General features: G+C 33.7%; 12 protein-coding genes. 9 read left to right on the forward strand and 3 right to left on the reverse strand.

The features are described from left to right. The first annotated feature begins 53 nt into the window (after positions 1-53). Entirely contained in the window at positions 54-6182 is a 6129-nt protein-coding gene (locus WEN_RS02450) for an ABC transporter permease (RefSeq protein WP_014849969.1), read from the forward strand. Here the strand turns inward: WEN_RS02450 and WEN_RS02455 are convergent, their stop codons facing one another. Next, a complete protein-coding gene (locus WEN_RS02455; RefSeq protein WP_014849970.1) occupies positions 6183-7082 on the reverse strand; it encodes a hypothetical protein in 900 nt (299 codons plus the stop codon). Between the two features lie 61 nt (positions 7083-7143). On the opposite strand from WEN_RS02455, the gene WEN_RS02460 reads away from it, so the two are divergent. From WEN_RS02460 to WEN_RS02475, 4 genes are all read left to right on the forward strand, one after another. Further along, positions 7144-7341 (forward strand): hypothetical protein, encoded by a 198-nt coding sequence (locus WEN_RS02460; protein ID WP_014849971.1) that lies wholly within the window; start codon positions 7144-7146, stop codon positions 7339-7341. A 15-nt stretch (positions 7342-7356) separates the two neighbouring features. After that, positions 7357-7935, forward strand: a complete 579-nt coding sequence (locus WEN_RS03755) for a hypothetical protein (RefSeq protein WP_014849972.1) — start codon at positions 7357-7359, stop codon at positions 7933-7935. A 125-nt stretch (positions 7936-8060) separates the two neighbouring features. Further along, on the forward strand, positions 8061-8990 hold the full coding sequence (locus WEN_RS02470; protein WP_014849973.1) for a hypothetical protein: 930 nt from the start codon (positions 8061-8063) through the stop codon (positions 8988-8990). Between the two features lie 46 nt (positions 8991-9036). Then, positions 9037-9564: a hypothetical protein gene (locus WEN_RS02475; RefSeq protein ID WP_014849974.1), complete on the forward strand. Its 528-nt coding sequence runs from the start codon at positions 9037-9039 to the stop codon at positions 9562-9564. Here WEN_RS02475 and WEN_RS02480 read toward each other — a convergent pair. Continuing rightward, on the reverse strand, positions 9561-10946 hold the full coding sequence (locus WEN_RS02480) for a hypothetical protein (RefSeq protein WP_014849975.1): 1386 nt from the start codon (positions 10944-10946) through the stop codon (positions 9561-9563). The genes WEN_RS02475 and WEN_RS02480 overlap by 4 nt on opposite strands. Positions 10947-11039: 93 nt before the next feature. Between WEN_RS02480 and WEN_RS02485 the strand changes: the two genes are divergently transcribed. The 4 genes from WEN_RS02485 to WEN_RS02500 are packed head-to-tail and all read left to right on the forward strand — an operon-like array spanning position 11040 to position 17306. Then, positions 11040-11636 carry a hypothetical protein gene (locus tag WEN_RS02485; RefSeq protein WP_014849976.1) on the forward strand — a complete coding sequence of 199 codons (597 nt, stop codon included), beginning with the start codon at positions 11040-11042 and terminating at the stop codon, positions 11634-11636. Positions 11637-11690: 54 nt separating this feature from the next. Continuing rightward, positions 11691-14801 (forward strand): type I restriction endonuclease subunit R, encoded by a 3111-nt coding sequence (locus WEN_RS02490; RefSeq protein ID WP_014849977.1) that lies wholly within the window; start codon positions 11691-11693, stop codon positions 14799-14801. A gap of 5 nt (positions 14802-14806) precedes the next feature. Beyond that, positions 14807-16360, forward strand: a complete 1554-nt coding sequence (locus WEN_RS02495; protein WP_014849978.1) for an HsdM family class I SAM-dependent methyltransferase — start codon at positions 14807-14809, stop codon at positions 16358-16360. 31 nt (positions 16361-16391) lie between these two features. Then, positions 16392-17306, forward strand: coding sequence for a restriction endonuclease subunit S domain-containing protein (locus WEN_RS02500; RefSeq protein ID WP_043911387.1), 915 nt, complete (start codon positions 16392-16394; stop codon positions 17304-17306). Positions 17307-17604: 298 nt separating this feature from the next. Here the strand turns inward: WEN_RS02500 and WEN_RS02510 are convergent, their stop codons facing one another. Further along, a complete protein-coding gene (locus WEN_RS02510; RefSeq protein WP_014849981.1) occupies positions 17605-18129 on the reverse strand; it encodes a hypothetical protein in 525 nt (174 codons plus the stop codon). Positions 18130-18507: the final 378 nt, after the last annotated feature.

Below are 18507 nucleotides of genomic sequence, written 5' to 3' on the forward strand. Positions count from 1 at the left end.
TAATTGAAATTTTGTTTTCTTGGATGGGGTAGGGGGTTAAGTAAGTACTTGTAATGCTTTTACTGTCCAAGACAGTAACAAACCATTTAAGAAGTAATCTTTTCTCAACTACAGTAATTACTTTCTTTGCTGGTTGTTCTGCCTTTGTTCAGATATCCACAGACAATATTAAAGGCATAATAGATGCGTCTCTATCACCCTATTCAGCTTTACCCAGAAATGACATCTTTATTAAGACCGGAAAACCAGAACCATATATGGGTGGTGCTAGCTTTACTGTACCTGTAGAAGTTACAGTAAAGGATGCAGAAGTAAATCCAGATGGACCAAAAGAGATAAGAATAATAACCCCTTTAGGTTGGTTTACTACTTTTGAACATAAGTTAGCAGTAGAGAGAGCCAGTAAAGTTTCACAAACTAAAGCAGACTATGGTGGTGACTACTGCATACCTATGACTGGTCTTAGATCTATATATACCAATTACTATGTAAGACCACATATTAGGTTCAAAGGTATCTGAGATGCAGAAATCAAAGGAGCTGAACCTTTAGTACCTAAAGAAAACAAGACTTACAGAAGAGAATGTGCAGAGTATGTAGAAGAAAAACCTATAGATGAAGAGTTCTTGGGGAAATTGATGCATGACTATATTGCTAACTGATTTGAAAAACCTTCGGAAAGCTCTAGTGGTGAAGGTCTAGTTGCTTTTGTAAAAGGAAATGAAGTGCCAAGGGCAAGTCAAGAGCTTTCGACCGACAATTTAGAAAAAACTCTAACTCCTTTCCTGCAGGAAAGAGATGAAGGGTCGGGGCAGAAAAAAAATGATTTAAGTACTAAAAATTGTTATAGCTCACAACAAAAAAGTTGATGCGGAGCTGTAACAATCTCGGAAAACTCGGGAAAAAACCAATTTAGCTTTAAAAGTACAAGTTCAATTAAGTTTCGTGACAACACGACTTTAGACAATAATTCACAAGCTCCAAAAAGTGGTATTTTTGGAGGCTGGAAACAAAAAGGGCAAGGGCAAGGGAAAGTAAGTAAACTAGAGCTCTTAGCAGGAAAAAAATCAGAAGAACTTCAAAATGCTGAATATCTAAGAAAACACCAAGAACGTCGAAAAAGCAAGCTAAAGATAGACATAGAAGCTATGCTTCTAAACTCCGAGCACATGGATGTTCGAAAAATACTTGAGTCATTCAGAAGTGATTTCGAACAATCGCTTACTCTCACTCAAGCTTCGGAAAGTGAACAACAAGCCACAGTCAATCCATGTAAGACAAGTACAGGAAAAGCAATTCGTTCCCACTTAGATCTCTATGAACCAGTAAGTAAGAATCCCTGACTACAAAATGCTGCAAATAGACAAATGAGACGATACTCTGCAACAGAAACTAACAACTATATCTACAACAAATGAAGAACTCACCAAGATAACCAATTACTAAGAAAGAAAGAATCTCCTTGTGAAAAAGATATGTTGAAATTCAGTGTTCACAGATCAGTCCAACTATCTAATATTGGACTAACTCAAGTATCTAGTAGTGGAAAAGATAATACCTTTGATGGCCACTCCTTCAAGGTAATAGCCTATGAGGATGAACAAGAAAGAGGTATTGTTAACCCAATAAAGATCATCAAAGGAAATCCACTCTTTAGAGCTAGAGAGAATCAAGAACAACTCCTAAAAGAATTCATTCAAAACTTTGATGAACCTTTTTATTCCCCTTCTATGGTCCCTATGTTGAGAATGATCTCTAGAGCTAACTTCTCTGACAAAGATCTAAAAGAGAAACAAAAACAAACAGAGAATGCTCAACACCAAAAATACGAAGGTGTTAGAGAAACTCTTCACTGGTGAATTGACTATCTCCAATATCCCTGAAGAGATACCTGAAATATTGAGTCAGTCAAAAATAAACAATTTGATCCAATCATGTATACCAGACTTCAACTTTGACTAGAAGAGATCTTCAATGGAACTTGAAGTTCTAATGGTTCAAGAATAATCTTTAACTTCACAGCTCCCTATGAACACCTTGTTCTAGGTGATTTAGTACCTCAACTAAAAATACCTATTAAGAACTTCAAAACTATTGGTTATATTGATCAGCCTACAGCTAGTTTCACTGTAGTCTCTCCAGAGTATGCAAGAATACACAATCTAGAACCTATCTCTGATGAACAATACAAACATTTCAGAGAAAGAGTTAATAATCTCTGACTCTATCAAGAGACATGAGAGAAATACTATGAAGATTTCATAAAGATACAAGACAACAAAAAACACTTAGTTAATGTTGGTGAGAAACAAATGATTATTGTCGGTATTGGTCAAACACCAGACTTACTCTATCCAGTTCAATCTTGATTAACTCTTCAACCAGATAAGACCAAAGAAGCCTTAATTTATGTAGACAATTATGGCTTCAATGATCTAAAAGAAAGAGGAACTATTAAATACCAAGAACAATACATAAATGTCAGACTGCCAGAGAATATTGTCTCTAAAGGCCCAGAAGCTATAAAGACTTATAGAGAAAAGCTAACTCAATTTATAGACAGCAAACTAACAGATAAATATAAGAACTACTATCACCTAACTGTAGCTGGAGCTCCAGAAGGTAGTAATCAACTATACAGCATTAGAAGTTCTTATGTTCCTACTTTCCAATCTAGAGTAGGAGCTGTCTCTTATGTTCTATCTTCTGCAGTATATGTAGTAGTCTTAATACTTCTACTAATTCTTATTAAGAAGTACCTAAAGAGCAACCTTTATCTATTTGGTAATTTCATTGCCAATGGAATGATAAAGGTAGATGTACTACTTAATATCTGTCTATTTGCACTAATACCTCTTGCATTAGCAACAACAATGGGATTCCTATTGTCTTGAGCTATGCAAACTTCTTTCTACTCCATAATCTCTGCCTTTTGATATCTAACAGTGCAAATGAATCCATTAGGAGCAACTAGTGCTCTGTATTTCATTCTTAAGGTATTAGCCTTTATGATTCCAATCTTTTACTTCTACTCCAAATACACCCTTAAAGACAATGTGAGTGCACTACTAAAGACTACTGCCTCTATGAAGGTAAATAAGGGAACTTTACTTATTTACCGATTAATTCATAAAGTATCTACTCTATGGAAGTTCAAGTCAGTATTAGTCTTTAATACTCTAGGACAGTCAGGTATTCTGACTATCACTTCTGCTATAGGGTTTATATTCCTTAACTTCTTCTTACATAACCATGGTCAGTTTGCAAAGGTAAGCAAGGCAGAAAAAATAGTTAAAGCCCATGAATTTGAGATGGACTTTGAAACTCCAACTCAACAAGCTGGTGAATATAACTTAGCTACTTATGAAGAGATTGGAAGTAAAGTACCTTCTGCTACTCCTAAACTTACTTCTGCTGGAACTGGAGGGGAAGATTCCAAAAAAGATAAATACTACATTCTTAACTACAGAGAGAAAGATCTTCTAGACAAAATCTGAGAAGAATATAAAGGAATGAGACCACGATGATTGAATGGTGGTGAGTCGAACGAATGTGACTTAGAAACTGTAAGGTCAGGTGGTGATGGCCACGCGAGAGGAGATTCAGTTAGTCAAGGGCAAGTATCCAAAGTTGCTAAATTCAATGATCTATTCTGCTTAAAGAAAGTTGGTAAAAGTGAAGAATCAGCCTCAGAAGGAACATGAGAGATTAACAAATCTTCTGTTTCAAGTGGTTCAGAAGAAGACTACTATATCAGAGATAAAAAGATCTATGAAGGAAATAAGACTCTAAAAAAACTCCTAGATCAATATCCAAACTATTGATTTATCTCTTCTAGAGATCAAAGTGTTGTTGAAACAGCTATTGACTTCTTCAAGCACAAAACTCTCTTAAGAATATTCCTAGATCTAGATTTTGAATTCACTTCAGAGTCTGGATTCCAAAAATACAACATCTGAAATCAACAATCTAAAGAGCTTGAAAAGATTCAACCAATGCTTCAAAAAATGGATGAAAAGAACTATGATGACTTCATCCAAGATCTAGTTAGAAGCAAATATGGTCCTTTATTTGTTTCTAAATTCATGAAGAAACATGAAACAAGCCAAGGAATAGGTGGGGGAGCAAGCACTACACAAGATGCAAGCAAATTACTAGCAAGACAAGGAGATACATACCAAGGAAAGAAAAGCTGATACTTTAAGGGAGAACAAATAGGTAGAGAATGACAAGAGTCAAATAAGAAAAAGGATGGATGAACTAGTGTATGTCTGCAACCTACTCAAGGTCTAAAGAAAATTGAAGACAAAAAAACAGGTAATTGCAATAATGGTGCCGTAGGTAATACTCTCTCTAACGGCAACAACGACAATAAACCTTTTGAAAATGGTTTATATCACCTAGATGTAAAGAAAATAGTCTTCTTTAATGACGCTCCAGATGTAGACAAAGATCTTTTTGTTGTCTACAATCCTGAATTCCTTTATCTGATAATTACTGCAGTTGAAGATTTCTCTAAATTAAGAGAAAAAGCAATTTCAGAAAAGAAAAAGAATCAAGAGTACACCTTACCAATCAAATACACCTTTGGTAATATAGTTCACTCTTCTGATCCAAGCTTTACTAAAAAGGGAGGACAAAATGAAAGTCCTGAATACTACTCCTCTACTATGAAGAAAGAGAATGGAAAGACATTCGATCCTTCCAAGACTCCTCAAGGAGATCAAACCTACACATGAGCAAATGGGGAACTTCAAAGTACAAAAAATGATATTCTTGCCCCTGATACCAGAATTGTTGGTCTAAAAGAGGATGCTAGAGGATCTTTCTACAAGTTGTATTCAAATGATCAACTAATTAATGGCAAGTTGTATGAAGGTTCAATGGGCCAACAAGTTTCTACTGGAGAATCAACTAGTCCATTCCCGATCATTATTAACAAATTTGCTGCTAGAAAACACAACTTAAAAGAAGGAGATACTATCTCCTTCACCCCTAAGAACCACTTCACTAGATATACCTGTCAACTACAACCTAAACCAGAAAAAGGAAAGCCACAAGTAACAACAACTAATTCAAAGAATCCAGATTTCTGTAACTTAGAAAGTGAAGGAGGAGAACAAGCATGAAAAAACACAAAAATCAAACCCCATACCCTAAAAGTAGTAGGAATATTTGATTCCTTCTATCAAGAGGCTTACTTTATGTCTCAAAAGGATCTGAACACTATCCTAGGACTAAATCCAGATAAAGGATTTAATGGTATCTTCACTCCTAAAAGAGAAGGAAGATATCCAGATCAATTAAGTGTTTCTCTATCTTCTTACTCAGTTTCAGGCATCTATACTACCCTACAACAAAAAGTAGGTAATAATGCATTTAGTAATTTATTAAGAAGTAGTGCTCCCTTCAAAGAGGCAAATAAAAAGATATCTGATGAAGAGCTAAAGCGAAAAACAGATGAAGAATACTTCAAACATAAGAACTACAAGATTTTCCTAGATGCAGTTGCCGGCTCTGAAGTTGGTTACTCTAAGTATTTGGAAAGTTTGACACCGACTTCTTCAGGTTCAAGCTCAAGTTCTAGTGGTTCCCAAGCAACAACTAAATCCAGATCACAAAGAGAGGGGGAAATAGAAGGGGAGGTACAAAAGATAATCTCTAGAGTATCTCAAACATTTAGTGAATATCCAAATCCAATTGGTACAGCTCTTAAAGGATTAATGAATCATGGAATAGTAGGGGATGTAGTATTCAATAACCTAAGTAACTTAACAGATAATGTTTCTTACTTAGTTATCTTTGTTTTCTTCCCACTATTACTAATGAGCTTGATAACAATTGTTTATCTGTTAATCAAAGATCTAGAGAATGTCTTTGTAACTATGAAACTATTAGGTTTTGGAACCAAAGAGAATAGTATGCCAATAATTGTTTACTTACTATTCTTGTTTGTATTCTCTTCATTCATAGGTTCTTTGATACTACCTGGTGTACTAGGTAAGTATGTAGATATATTGTTTAATAGCCAATCTATCTTACTTCCATTAATAACAAGTAATGGATTAATGGCAGGAGTGTTTGCTATTCTAGGAGCTATTTACCTATTCTCTATCTTTAAGTCTTATGTGAAGATAAAAGGTATCTATCTACCAATATCTATTAAGTTATTGGTAGGATAGTTACTTTCTTTTACAAAAGTCTTCTAGCTTTAGTTCTCTTTTTTGATATTGGTTGTAAAGAGTATCGAAATTTAAGTTTTCTTGTCCTGTTGAGCTTTCTAACTTGAACTCAAAAGGTTTTTGAAACTTAAAAGAGAATTCTGCTTCTTTTTCTTCAGAGAGCTTGTGTAAATTCCCTCAATAATCTGACAAGCTATAGTGAATTGATCCAGTAACAGTTCCTTTCTTTAATTGATCTAGGGAATAAGTTGTTGAGGTCTGAGTGTCTGAGGCTTGTTGTGTTCCATTACCTAAAGTAAGGGTTAGCTCTACCTTAACTGGAGAGATCAAGCAATTCTTAGATATAGGAGTAGAAGAGACAAAAAAATGCTTTAAGGAGTTGTAAGAATCTTTAGAGATTTGACAAGTGTTTTTTATATTTGAGAGTCAACCTCCATCTCCTTCTGTGTTTACTTCTTGTCTATTAATACTTTCTGAATGAAATAGAAATATTAAGTTCATTTGATGTTGTAGCTTTAAGAACTTATTCATTAAGTTCAGAAGAAAAGAGATTCTTTCTTGTTCTTCTGATTTATGTGTTTGAGATCCTCATCAAGTTAATTCACAATTTTGTTCAGAATTAACTTTGGTTGGGGTTTCAGGACTATTCAACTTAGAACCCTTAGGCAAACAATATTTTCAATAACTGGTTTTATCTAGTGAAAGGAGAGGGAATTCTGTAACTAAGGAGGGAGTTGTATTAGTTCCTTGATTTCCTTCACTAGTCTTAATAAATAGATTTCCTACAGTGTGATAACCAAAAGGTTTAGTTCTCTTTGTAGGTGTAAATACTCCTAATACTGGAAGAGCAACGACTCCTAAAATAGAAAGACTTTTTCAATGATCAAGAAAGAAACTCATTGATAAAGGATATTTAATTAACTTATTTTCACCTTAAAATCAGCTAAATTTCTTACTATTTATGGCTTTCTCTATTCCAGTAGTAAAGATAGTAGGAGGAATAATTGTTAGTGGATTACTTGTTTCCACCTCTTTGATTATTAGAGAGATGGTTAGAACAAGTACGAAGAAAGCTATTGATTTAGAAGAGGTTTGCCACGAAGAGGAATTAGAAGGTGAGGAAGGGGGAAAGGAGATTTGTTGCTTAGGATTACTGTAAGATAAAAACTATTTAATGTCTTTTTTAGTTACTAGCATTGCCAAAGTGGCTCTTGCCACTTTAGGTGGTGTTTCTATTATTGCCCCTACAGCTTATGTTCTTTCTGGTGGGAGGGGGAAAAGTGCGGAAACGAAAGTGGAAGAAAAATATAAGTTTGATCGAATTGAAGACTTTGATAACTGTTTAGTGGTAATGGAAGGGAACAGCCCAACTGACAATTATGGCGAAGAAGATGATGGTCGCAGTAACAGAAGAGTGTTAGCTTGTTCCCGCTCTTCAAGTACTGAAACGAAAGCAAGTTTTTATCTTTGAAAGAAACCTAAAGGGGGCTCTCAAGAATTACCAAAAGAAATTAGTCTTGCACAAATTCAAGATAAAGGGATTTCTATACAACTTATTCTTACCTTTTCAACTTCTGGATCTGACGATACAGAAATTGTTAATTTATATCAAAGGGAGTGAGTTGAGGTCTTAAATGAGAAAATGAATTTGAAAGAAAAATGTAGTGTAAGTTTTGAAAGCAAACAAGTTACTTTCGGGAAGCGTACCAAAAGATCATTATTACTCAAAGAAATGAACCAATCATCTGATTAAGTTTTTGATCCGCCACTAACCCCCCAATTGAAGATTTTCTTTATAAATATTTCACATCTTTTAAGAACAAAATGTTTAAATAAGAATAAAAGATCATATAATTAGCGAGTTTTCAATTTTTTAATATGTTTAAGGCTTATTTACTTTCTGCTTTTGTTGGTTTTGCCTCACTATCCCCTCTTTCTGTTTTTGTTCTTCCGAGTAAAGATTCTGGAAACAATAAAGGTGGTTCTGCAGTATCATCTAGCGGTTTAAGGGTAAATTTCCAAGATACTTCTAGCTCTAGCGTGAAGCCCAATAATTCCGTTACAAACCCTTCAGCGACTAGTAGATCAACTGCAATGACTCTGCAAACTCAAATAGCTCAACCGCCATCTACTTCAGAAAAGACAAAAACTCCTAAAACCCCAGAACAAGAAGTAAAACCGAAATTACCCCTTTCCTCCTCCGATCTACAGCAATGATTGGAAACTATCTCTCCACTATTTAAAAATGGAGCGAAAGATAAGTCAGTAAAGATTATCGCTAGATGAAATAGTAGTTATTTTGTGATTTTGGAATGAGAACCTAAATTACAAATCTTTAGATTACTAAGTGAAGATTATGGTGTTTATTCCAATTATGCTGGGTACTTCACTATTGCTAAAAAGAATGCAAAAGCATCAGAAATACAAGAAACCATAAAAAAAGAAAGTGTTAACAATAAGAACTGTAAAAATCTAGATGGTTTCTGATATCAAAATTGACATACTTGATGGAAATTTAGTAGATGAATAAGAAGCTTTGAAACTGGTACTGATGGAAATGCAATTGCTAGCTGTTCAAAAGATCCTGTTACTTTCTTAAATGTGGAGGGAATTATTCCTACTTTCGCTTCCGAAAAAAATTGAAATTGGAGATCTCGAAGAATCCTAAATAATACAAGTGTTGTTTGGGATCATGTAAATAAAAAGTTTGTTAATTTACAAGATGGTTCTGCCTCTGATCCTTCTATAGTTAATAACTATGAAGATTGGAAGAGATTATTCGATATAAAGGAAACAACAGCTAGATAATTAACCCACAATAGCTAACTTAATAGCAGTTATTGCTGGTAGTATCTTGGGGGCTGGGGGTGTTGTTTCTGTAGTTGCTCTCCCTACATTAAGTTCTTACGGAATAATAGGTCAAACAAGGGGAGAAAAGATATCCTATGAAGATACACAAAAATTTGAAAAATATTGTTCAATAATCGCTAAGGAGAGTAATAAAAGTAGAGCAATATTAATTTGTCAAAAAGAAAGTTCTGGACAAGAAACTAGTTTTTATTTATTTACCAAAGAAGGGGGGCGAGAGTATTATGATGAAATTCAAAAAATTGAAACACCTTACTATTTTGCGGCGACCTTAACTTTTGTTGGGGTTTCAAATCAAATGAGAGAAAAAACGGCCGCTTTCACTCTAAGAGAAAAACAAGAAAATTGAAAAGGAACAATTGCAAGTGTATCTTTAGAAGGTAAATGTACTGCTAAATGGACTACAAGTGGTCATGAAAAACAAAGAGTTGATTGTATGACTGATTCTGGAGGAAGTGCGAATCTAGGTGATTTCGAAAAATTCTCTTCTTCTAAAATAACAACTACTTCTTAAATCCTGTAATTAGAACACTTAGTTCAAAAAGTATTCTTATCAAGTCAAGAAGGTATTTGTAAGACTTGTAAATAGGTTTGAAGTCTTAGGTGATAAGAATAATCTTTTACTTCTATTAAGCAAAGTCTTTTATCAGAAACTAGATCTCCGAATCAAGGTCTAATGATCTGATCACAAACTTCTCTTCTTATTGGATTAGCTGTGTCTGACCATCTGGCTCAACTTAACAATCCATGCTCATCTTCACATTTTTCATATAGTAGACCTGATTTCAATACTTCTTCCATCTTTAATACTTGGTCCTTATCCCTTGTTTGTAATTTTTCATTTGAGTCCCATCTCGGACCACCTCCTTGTTTTGGAACTCAAAAACCACTGGAATTTTGGTAAGTTGACTTAAGTACTTTTTGAACTTGTCAATCTGGTTGTCTTGTATTTCATTCACATTCTTTGAAATATTTTCCCTTTAGGGTTCCATCTCCCGACTTACAGTCAAAACCTGTTTCTCCACCAAGAATAAGTGCTAAGATGGCTGGGATTATGTTTTTCTCTTTTAGACCTTTTACTGAAGCTGAATTTGGTCAGATGTGTTTCTTGAGATAATTGAAAGCTGTTCCTTCAACATCTCCTGCTATCCGAACAAGAGCTAATTTAGGGTTTTTAAAGATTTGTCCATAACTCCATGGTTGATCTCTTAATTGTTCTTCTGTCTTATCAAGCATGGTTCTGATTTGAGAGAGATCAAATTCAAGATCTATTCGATCTCCTTTCTTTCCAAACTTATTAGCTCATCAATTTCAACCATGATAGAGACCGAAGATATCTTCTTCTAATTCTTTATTTCTTCCTTCTCAGTATTTTTGAAGACCATCTAGATCTTTTTGTTCAACAAACTTTCCTGATTCTTGAATCGCAGTTCAATAGTTTTTATCTTTGTTCTGTGTAGCTAGCTCCTTGGCTTTTTCTAAATTTTCTAACTCTAAGCTATTATTTCTTGGTCCAAATCAACTATTACCAATAGTTACTAATTTTCCTCCTCATAACTCTCTTTCTGCTTGAGAGTGTTTGTCACTAGTAACTATTTTGTGCTGTCCTGCGCGATCTCAACCTTCAACAAAGAGAATATCTTCACTAACCCCTTCACTTCTCCATCTATAGATACCTAAAGGAGTGCGGTTTAATTCTTTAACTAAAAAAGAGTTTCTCTTTATATCTTTACTAGCTGTTTGTTTTACCTTTAAAGAGTCACTGACATTAAAGAGTAAAGAGTCTTTATCCTCATCTACTTGAATGGCCCCCCCCGAAGAGTTAATCCATCCACCTACTCCTCCACCCAATCCACTCAGTGCACCTATCTCCATAAGTAACTTCTTTCACAACATATTGTTTTTCTTAAAGAATAATTACTTTTAAGAGCCAATAAATGTCTATTTCTCACTTAGTTATGTATACAAACAATAAACTTTTTTGAATACATGCCTAATATACTTGCTGGTATTTCTTTAGGTGTATTAGGTACAGGAGTTTTAACAGCTGCTATTGCTGTTTCAGTTTCACTTACTGTTAATGGAGAAAGTTCTCAAAAGACTCCAGCCACTCAAAATCCACAACCAGCTTTACAAAAGAAAGAGCGAAAAAACCCAGAAGATTTCAATAATGGATGTTATGGAGGATTTCTTTCAGAGTCAGAAAAAGGTCAATTAATTTTCTGTAAAGATGTTGGGGAGGGTCAAAGAGAAGAACTTAGTTTTTATCTACACTGAAAAGAAAAAGAGCAAAATCAATTCTTGCCAATTGAAAAGTTAAATGTAGGATCTCTAGGTAGTAATCAATGAGAAGTGTGATTTATAAATAACGAAAAGCAATTAGGGAATAAGAAGATAATAGTTAATCAATCTGGACAAGAGAACTTAAATTGAATGCGTTCATTATTTTTAAAAAATATTTGTACTATGGCAAAAGACAGTTCTAATGTCTCTCTTTCCTGCACTTATCATGTTCCACATGATTACACTCATCGTGCTCACTACACATATAAACATTCAGTAACAGAATTCAAACTAGAACAGTAACAAGTTTGGGGGGGGGGCATAAAAAATAGAAATACTAATTAAGTTAAGTTATCTGTGTTTTCAACCAAACAAGAACTAATAGATCATGTAATCACACTCTTAAGAAGAGAAGGATATTCATATACTGACGGAAAAAATCTCAGAAAAGATGCAACAGAAGTCTTTCTATTAGATGACTTAGAGAATTTCTTATCTAGCAAATACTCCTGACTAAAAGAACAAGATATTTATGCTATTCTCCCGAAAGTAAGGAAAAAAGAAGGGAAATTTCACGACTTTAATAAAGATTTCTTTCAAAAACTGAGAGAAGGTTATGTTTACAAAAGAGCTGGAGAATTAAATTCACACTCAATTCATCTAATAGATTTTTCAAATGTTGAATCTAACATATTCAGAGTTGTAAGTGGTTTATCTTTCTCAACTAATCTAAGTGCAGTTCATAACACAGATCTAATTGTTTACATAAATGGAATTCCATTTATTGTTTGAGCCTTTAAAGATCCACAGGAAAAATTACAAGGAGCTGAGACATTAATCAAAGATACTCTGAGTGGTTGCTTACCAGAGCTTTTAAGATATAACGCCTTTTGTGTTATTTGTAATGGAATTAACAAAACAAAATATGGAATCTCTTGAGGTGAATATAGAGACTATAGAGAGTGAAAAAGAGTTGATGAAAAAGAACAACCCTCAAATGAAAACATATTAGTTTCCACTATAAGAGGCTTATTTAATCAAGAGAGACTCTTAAAGGTTTTAGAGAGTTTTATTTGTTTTGCAGATTCCAATTCTAGAGAAAAGATTATTTGTAGATATCCTCAATTCTTTGCCTCAATAAAGCTTTTAAAAAGTATTGAGGAACACTCAAAAGTAACAGAAAAGGGGGATGGAAAGGGAGGGATATATTTTGGAACTGCTGGTTGTGGAAAAAGTTACACTATGTTGTTTTTGGCTAAATTGTTGCAAAAATCCAAATTACTAAACAACCCCACAATTGTTCTGATAACAGACAGAATATCCCTAAATAGGCAGTTACACAAATTATTTTCAAAACACAAAGATTATTTGTCTTATGGGGAGATTGACAGGGTACAGAGTGGAGAAAATTTACGCAAAGTCCTCTCTGGTGTCTCTGGTGGTGGAATTTATTCGACAACCATTCAAAAATTTAGGGATTTTGGTGATGAAGCGTTATCTGAAAGAGCAAATATTATTTGTATCGCAGATGAAGCCCACAGATCTCAAGATTGCGAAAGTAATAAATGGGGTAAGAAAGAAGATGGTAAGTGAGATGTTTCGAAACCATTAGCCAAAGTTTTACGTGATTGTTTACCAAACGCGACATATATAGGATTTACTGCGACTCCTAAGACTAATACTTTAGAAGTATTTGGTGAAATTGTGGATAGTTATGGAATGCGTCAATCAATTGATGATGGATTCACTGTAGAAATAGATACAACGTGAGTTAAGACGCCAGAATTTGGAATGAATGAGGAAGTTGCGTTTGAAATGGAGTCAGTAATGCAAGAGATGTTGCGAGATGGAATTCCGGAGGCGGTAGTTCGCGCTGAAGCCCGAAAAAGAGCTACTGCCAGAAGAGCTTATGTGGATCCCGCAAGACTTCGTATAGTTGCCAAGAATATTGTCGAAAGATATGAGAAAAGAATTGAAGAGGGCAGAACAGTTGAGGGGAAAGCAATGATTGTTGCCCAAAACAAGTGAGCTGCATGTAAGTATTATCGGATTCTGAAGGAGTTAAGACCTCAATGATTTGAGAAAGATGATAGGGAAGTTCCGGAAAAATCTATGGTTAATGTCATAGTTTCTTCAAGCGAGACAGACAGCGAAGAAATTAAAGAGTTGTTGTGAGATGACAAAACAAAGTCAAATTTATTAACCAAATTTAAGGAAGATAAGTCTAGTTTCAAAATTGCGATTGTCTGTGAAATGTGATTGACAGGAGTTGATGTTCCATCTCTAGACACTATGTTTCTCGATCGCTACATTGAAGACCATGCTTTGCTGGTACAAGCAATTTCAAGAGTTAATAGAGATTATCCAAAGAAATCTAGAGCTCTGGTGGTCTTCTATGTTTCCCTGCAAAAACATCTAAGAGAGGCTTTGAATGCCTTAAAAGAGCTTGGAGACTCTGGTGGTGTAAATGATTCAAATGATGAAAATGCGGAATTTGTCAGAAAAGTCATAGAAAAATTAAATGAATTGTTTCTTCTTGAAGGAAAAGATTTGAAAGGCGAAATTCCTGTTGCAGATGAACAAATAATAAAGGGGATTGTTGCTTGAATCATCCAACAAGACAAGGAATTTAAAGAAAAGTTTTACTTTCTTGGAAAAGAATTGATCATAAATTACAAAAAATGTGCATATGCCATTTCTTTTGAAGAAGGAGAGAAAGACAAATTTGTATTTTGGGCTACATTGTGAATGACTTGAATAGAGCCTTCTCAAGCGCAAAAGGGATATATCAACAAATTAAATGAATTGGAGCCAAGGGTTTTCAGAGTTTTAGAGGAACAAGAAAGTGTTGGATATGACTATTCGATGGAGTTATATGCAAATGCTGCGCAATCACAGATAATAGAAGATTCAAATGAGACAACTTGATTCTCCTCCAGAAAAAACATTGACAAATACTTAAGTGAAATGGATGGCTTTATCCAAAATCTTCAAGATATTGGAACTGGCAAAGCAATTTCCTTTAAGGAGAAAATAGAAGATTTGATATATCGTCTTAATTCTGCACATGAACAAGGGGAGAAGGCAGATGAATTGCTAAAAGAGCTTGCGCAAGTACAAAGGGCCGCGAAAGAAGAATATTCAGAAGAAATGAAAGCCATGGAGGAAAATAGAGCAATCTTAAATGTAATTTCTCAAATCCTAAAAAAGAATGTAGAGAAGGTGGAGGAATCCTTACCTCCAGAAGAAAAAATAACTCATTTGGCGCAAGGTATTAAAGAAATTAGAGATGCCTATGAAGGACTTATAAGTGCAGATATGAAAGTTGAAACTGGTAGAAAAATGAGAAAAGAAATGAAATTGTTTCTACACAAAGAAGGATGATCCAAAGAAATGCTAGACGATACAGTGCAGGAATGATTTGCCTACTTTGTCAATCTGTCAGAAACTAAAAAAGATTCTTATTAGGCAATATGTCTCATCAAAGAGTAGAAGAGCGGTTTAAAAAATTAAGACGATTAATGGAAGGAGTACCTATTCATACATTCGATGTAATAGTTAATAGTCTTTTTCTCTTGAAGCATCTAAATAGTGAATTTGCAAGAGAAAGGCAGAAAGTTATAGAAGAGTATGGTGAGATTTTTGCAGATGATAAAGACTTTTATTCCGACAATGCTCAATGTTTTTTGGAAAAAGAGGCTCGATGATCTGAAATAATTAATCTTTCTTTGTTAAACGAAAATTTAGCTTTTTTGCTAGACCAAGCCTTTCATACCTTAGAGCGAAATAATAAACATGTTAAAGGGGTTTTAAAGGCTGATTACTTCACAAATTCAAATTTTGAAACCAAAAATTTAAAGGCTGTTATGGAGGAAATTTCAAAAACATATGAGGAAATGGAAAAGAGTGAATTTTTAGTATTCTTTCAAGATTTCTTAAATCTTTGTGCAAAGGCAAGAAGTGAATCGGAGAGTAGATTGGAGAAAAATAAACTCCACACTCCAATTGTTATTGCGAAATTATTAGTGGCTTTGGCAGATCCCTATGAAGGTAATATTTATGACCCTTGTTGTGGAACTGCTGGGTTATTGGTGGAGGCAACTAAACATGTTAGAAAGAAAAAATCCACTTTGGATAATGTCTTTTTTTATGGTCAAGAGCTATCAGAAGAAATGAATCAATTCGCGAGAATCAATCAAGCAATTAATGGTTGCGAATTTAAGTTAGGAGATTCAGTAAGCACTTTTTCACATGATTGCTGAAAAGATAAGCAGATGGACTGTATAATAACTAACTTTCCTATAAATCAAAAGAAATGAAAAAATTATGGAGATTCAGGTGAGGGAGTTGGTTGACAAAAAATATTTGGAGTTATTTCTGAAGAAAGAGATGGAAATTGAGCTTGAGTTGCTCACATTATCGATAAGCTCTCAGAAGAAGGAATAGCAACTTTCTTACTTCCTGAAAAAGAATTAGATAACTTAGACGCTAAAAGATTTAGAAAGGAACTTGTAGAAAAAGACTGAATAGAGGCAATAATTTTACTTCCTAAAAGAAGTATTTACGAAGATGTATCTTACATAGCTATCGTAGTAATAAATAAAGATAAGCAAGAAAAGGTACTTCTAAGAGGCAATGAAAGAATAACTTATCGATCTAGAGAGGAGCAAATTTTATATATAGACTTCAGCAATGAAAAAAATGTAACAGATGAAATAGTGGAACAAATTATTAACATCTTCAATTCCTGAAGAAAAGAGGGTTTTATTGAAAATGAATTTTGCCAAATCATAGATTGCGAAAGAATTAAGAAACACACAAGCTATTCCCTCTCTCCCGTTGCATATTCTGTAACTGAAGGGGATAGTATTAAAAATCTTCAACAAATTGAATGATTAAAAAATGAGTCAAAAAAGATTGAAAAGAGATTAATTCAGCTATTTGAGTGTGAAAAAAGATGAGAAGAAAAGTTTAAGGAGTTAGTTGAAGAGAAAGAAAAAGAATTAACGGAAGTATCAGTTACTTAAGAAACAACTTACAAAGCTTTTCTGAGAATCTATGAATAATCTTTCTTTCTTATGGAAATATATTGATCATTCTTGTCGAAGAGTAACTATTGATCATCTATCTTTGCCTGTGATTGAGTTAGGCCCGCAAAATGTAATTAACTTTTTGTCTATAGAAATACCGAAAGAGCAATTATTAAGTAAATATCTATTAGTTGAAGATGGTGATTTTATCTGTAACTATGGAAATCTGAAAGCACTAGGTGACAAGCAAGCCCCCATCTACTTATATCGAGAAAGAGGTCCAGCCCTTATTTCTAAGAAAAATTATGTGTTTAGAGCTAATGCAAAACTAGCTAATGAAGACTTTTTAAAACTAGCTTTTACAAGCCCTTCTTTTCTTTCTAGGCTTTCTGTTTCTGATTTCAAAGATAAACAAACAGAAAAATTTTGAGAAAAATTTAAGGATTTAGGAGTCAATTTTCCAGATCTTTGGATTCAAGAAAGAATAGTAAAACAACTTGAAACTATGAATAAGTTGTTGGAAAAAAAGACCAACATCAATAAAGAATTAGAAAGATGAATGGAACTACAGTTTCAACTATTGGGAAAAGATAGAGAAAGTTTAGAGACTAAAAGCTTTCAGGAATTATTTGAGATAGTAAAAGGGGTTGAAAAATTTTCTGAAAAGCAAAAAAGATGTAATTACAGAACTATAAAAAGTAAATTCATTTCTGCGGGAATGTGTGATCCTACTAAAGAAGGTTGTGAATTTTGTAATTATCAATTTTGTAAAGCTGATAAATTATTACTTTCTAAAAGGGTTTATGAGGGAAAAGATCAAAAGTATTTGCTAAGGCTTTGAGTGGGATGTGATGGTTCCGCTTCAATTGATAGTTTTATTTCTATATTTCCAAAAAAGAAATGGGAATCCCCTATAGTTATTTCCTGCTGAAAGCGCATTTAGATAAATTAATAACTTCTATTTCTGGAGCTACAACGACGAGATTACTAAATACAAATGAATTGAAAGTTTTTAATTTTCAACTCCATTCAGTAGAAAAAATAATTGAATTTAATAGAACCTGTGAGTCAATTTTCGCTCACCAGAAAATACTGGAAGAAGAAATAAATAAACTCTCTAATTTATTAGAAAGAAAAAAGAGAATGATTGATTTAAAGATATTTGAAGAAAAATGAGATTGGCAACTTAATAGCTAAAAACAATATTTACAGAAAGATATTTACTAAAGTGAAACTAGTATCTATTGACTGAATTCTTTTAAATCACAATGAGTTACTTGTCCATTATCTTCAAATTGCATTTTTTTACCCTTCATATCTACTGTAGTTTTTTCTTTTAGATTTATACCTCTCAAAGAAGTTCAAGTTCTCGGGGGAAGGTTTTCTATTGTTTCTTTTTGACTAGTTTCAGCATTTCCCTCGAAAACTAAAACAGCTTCTGTACTCCCTGAATCAATTTCTATATGGTTAACTATCTTCAATTCAGAAGTACTAAAGTCTTTTGAGCTGTCATAGAAGAAGAACTCTGTAGTTCAAGGATTTTTGTCCCTTTGACAAACTATTAGTTTTTTATCTTTGTTATCTGAATCCCCTCGCTCTTCTCCCTGCAGAACTATTAAACAAGACTTCTTTAAATCGTCTTCACTTTCTAACTTAACTCTTTCTACTGAAGTGCTTTTTAGTGCATGTGAAACTGGAATGGCAACTCCTGCGCTAGCAACAAGTGCAACAATTGCTTTTCCTAAAAGATCTAGAGGAAGCGACATTGCTGGGATTTAGTAAGTCTGAAACTTATTTCCCTATTTTAAAAATAATTTCTGCGCAAAAACCCTTTAAATAATAACCACTATCTAGGGGGAAATCTGGCTTTTTATCATTTAAATTAAGGGCTTTCTAGCTTATGTAATTTTTATTTTTTCTCTTCTTCGTCTTGTTTGAGATTTTTTGTTTTTTGTCTAAATCACTAACTTTTTTGATTTAATGGGTGAGATTGGTGTTTATTTTTTGAAAATTTCCTTAAGCGCGTATACGCGTAAGGAAAAAAATTAATGGCTGAAATATCTTCACCGTCCACTAAACAAGAGTTAATTGAATTTGTAATATCTCTTTTTACGGGTGAAAGTGGTGAAGAATATATACATTCC

This window comes from Mycoplasma wenyonii str. Massachusetts, assembly GCF_000277795.1.
In the GTDB taxonomy this organism is placed as follows: domain Bacteria; phylum Bacillota_I; class Bacilli_A; order Mycoplasmatales; family Mycoplasmoidaceae; genus Eperythrozoon_A; species Eperythrozoon_A wenyonii.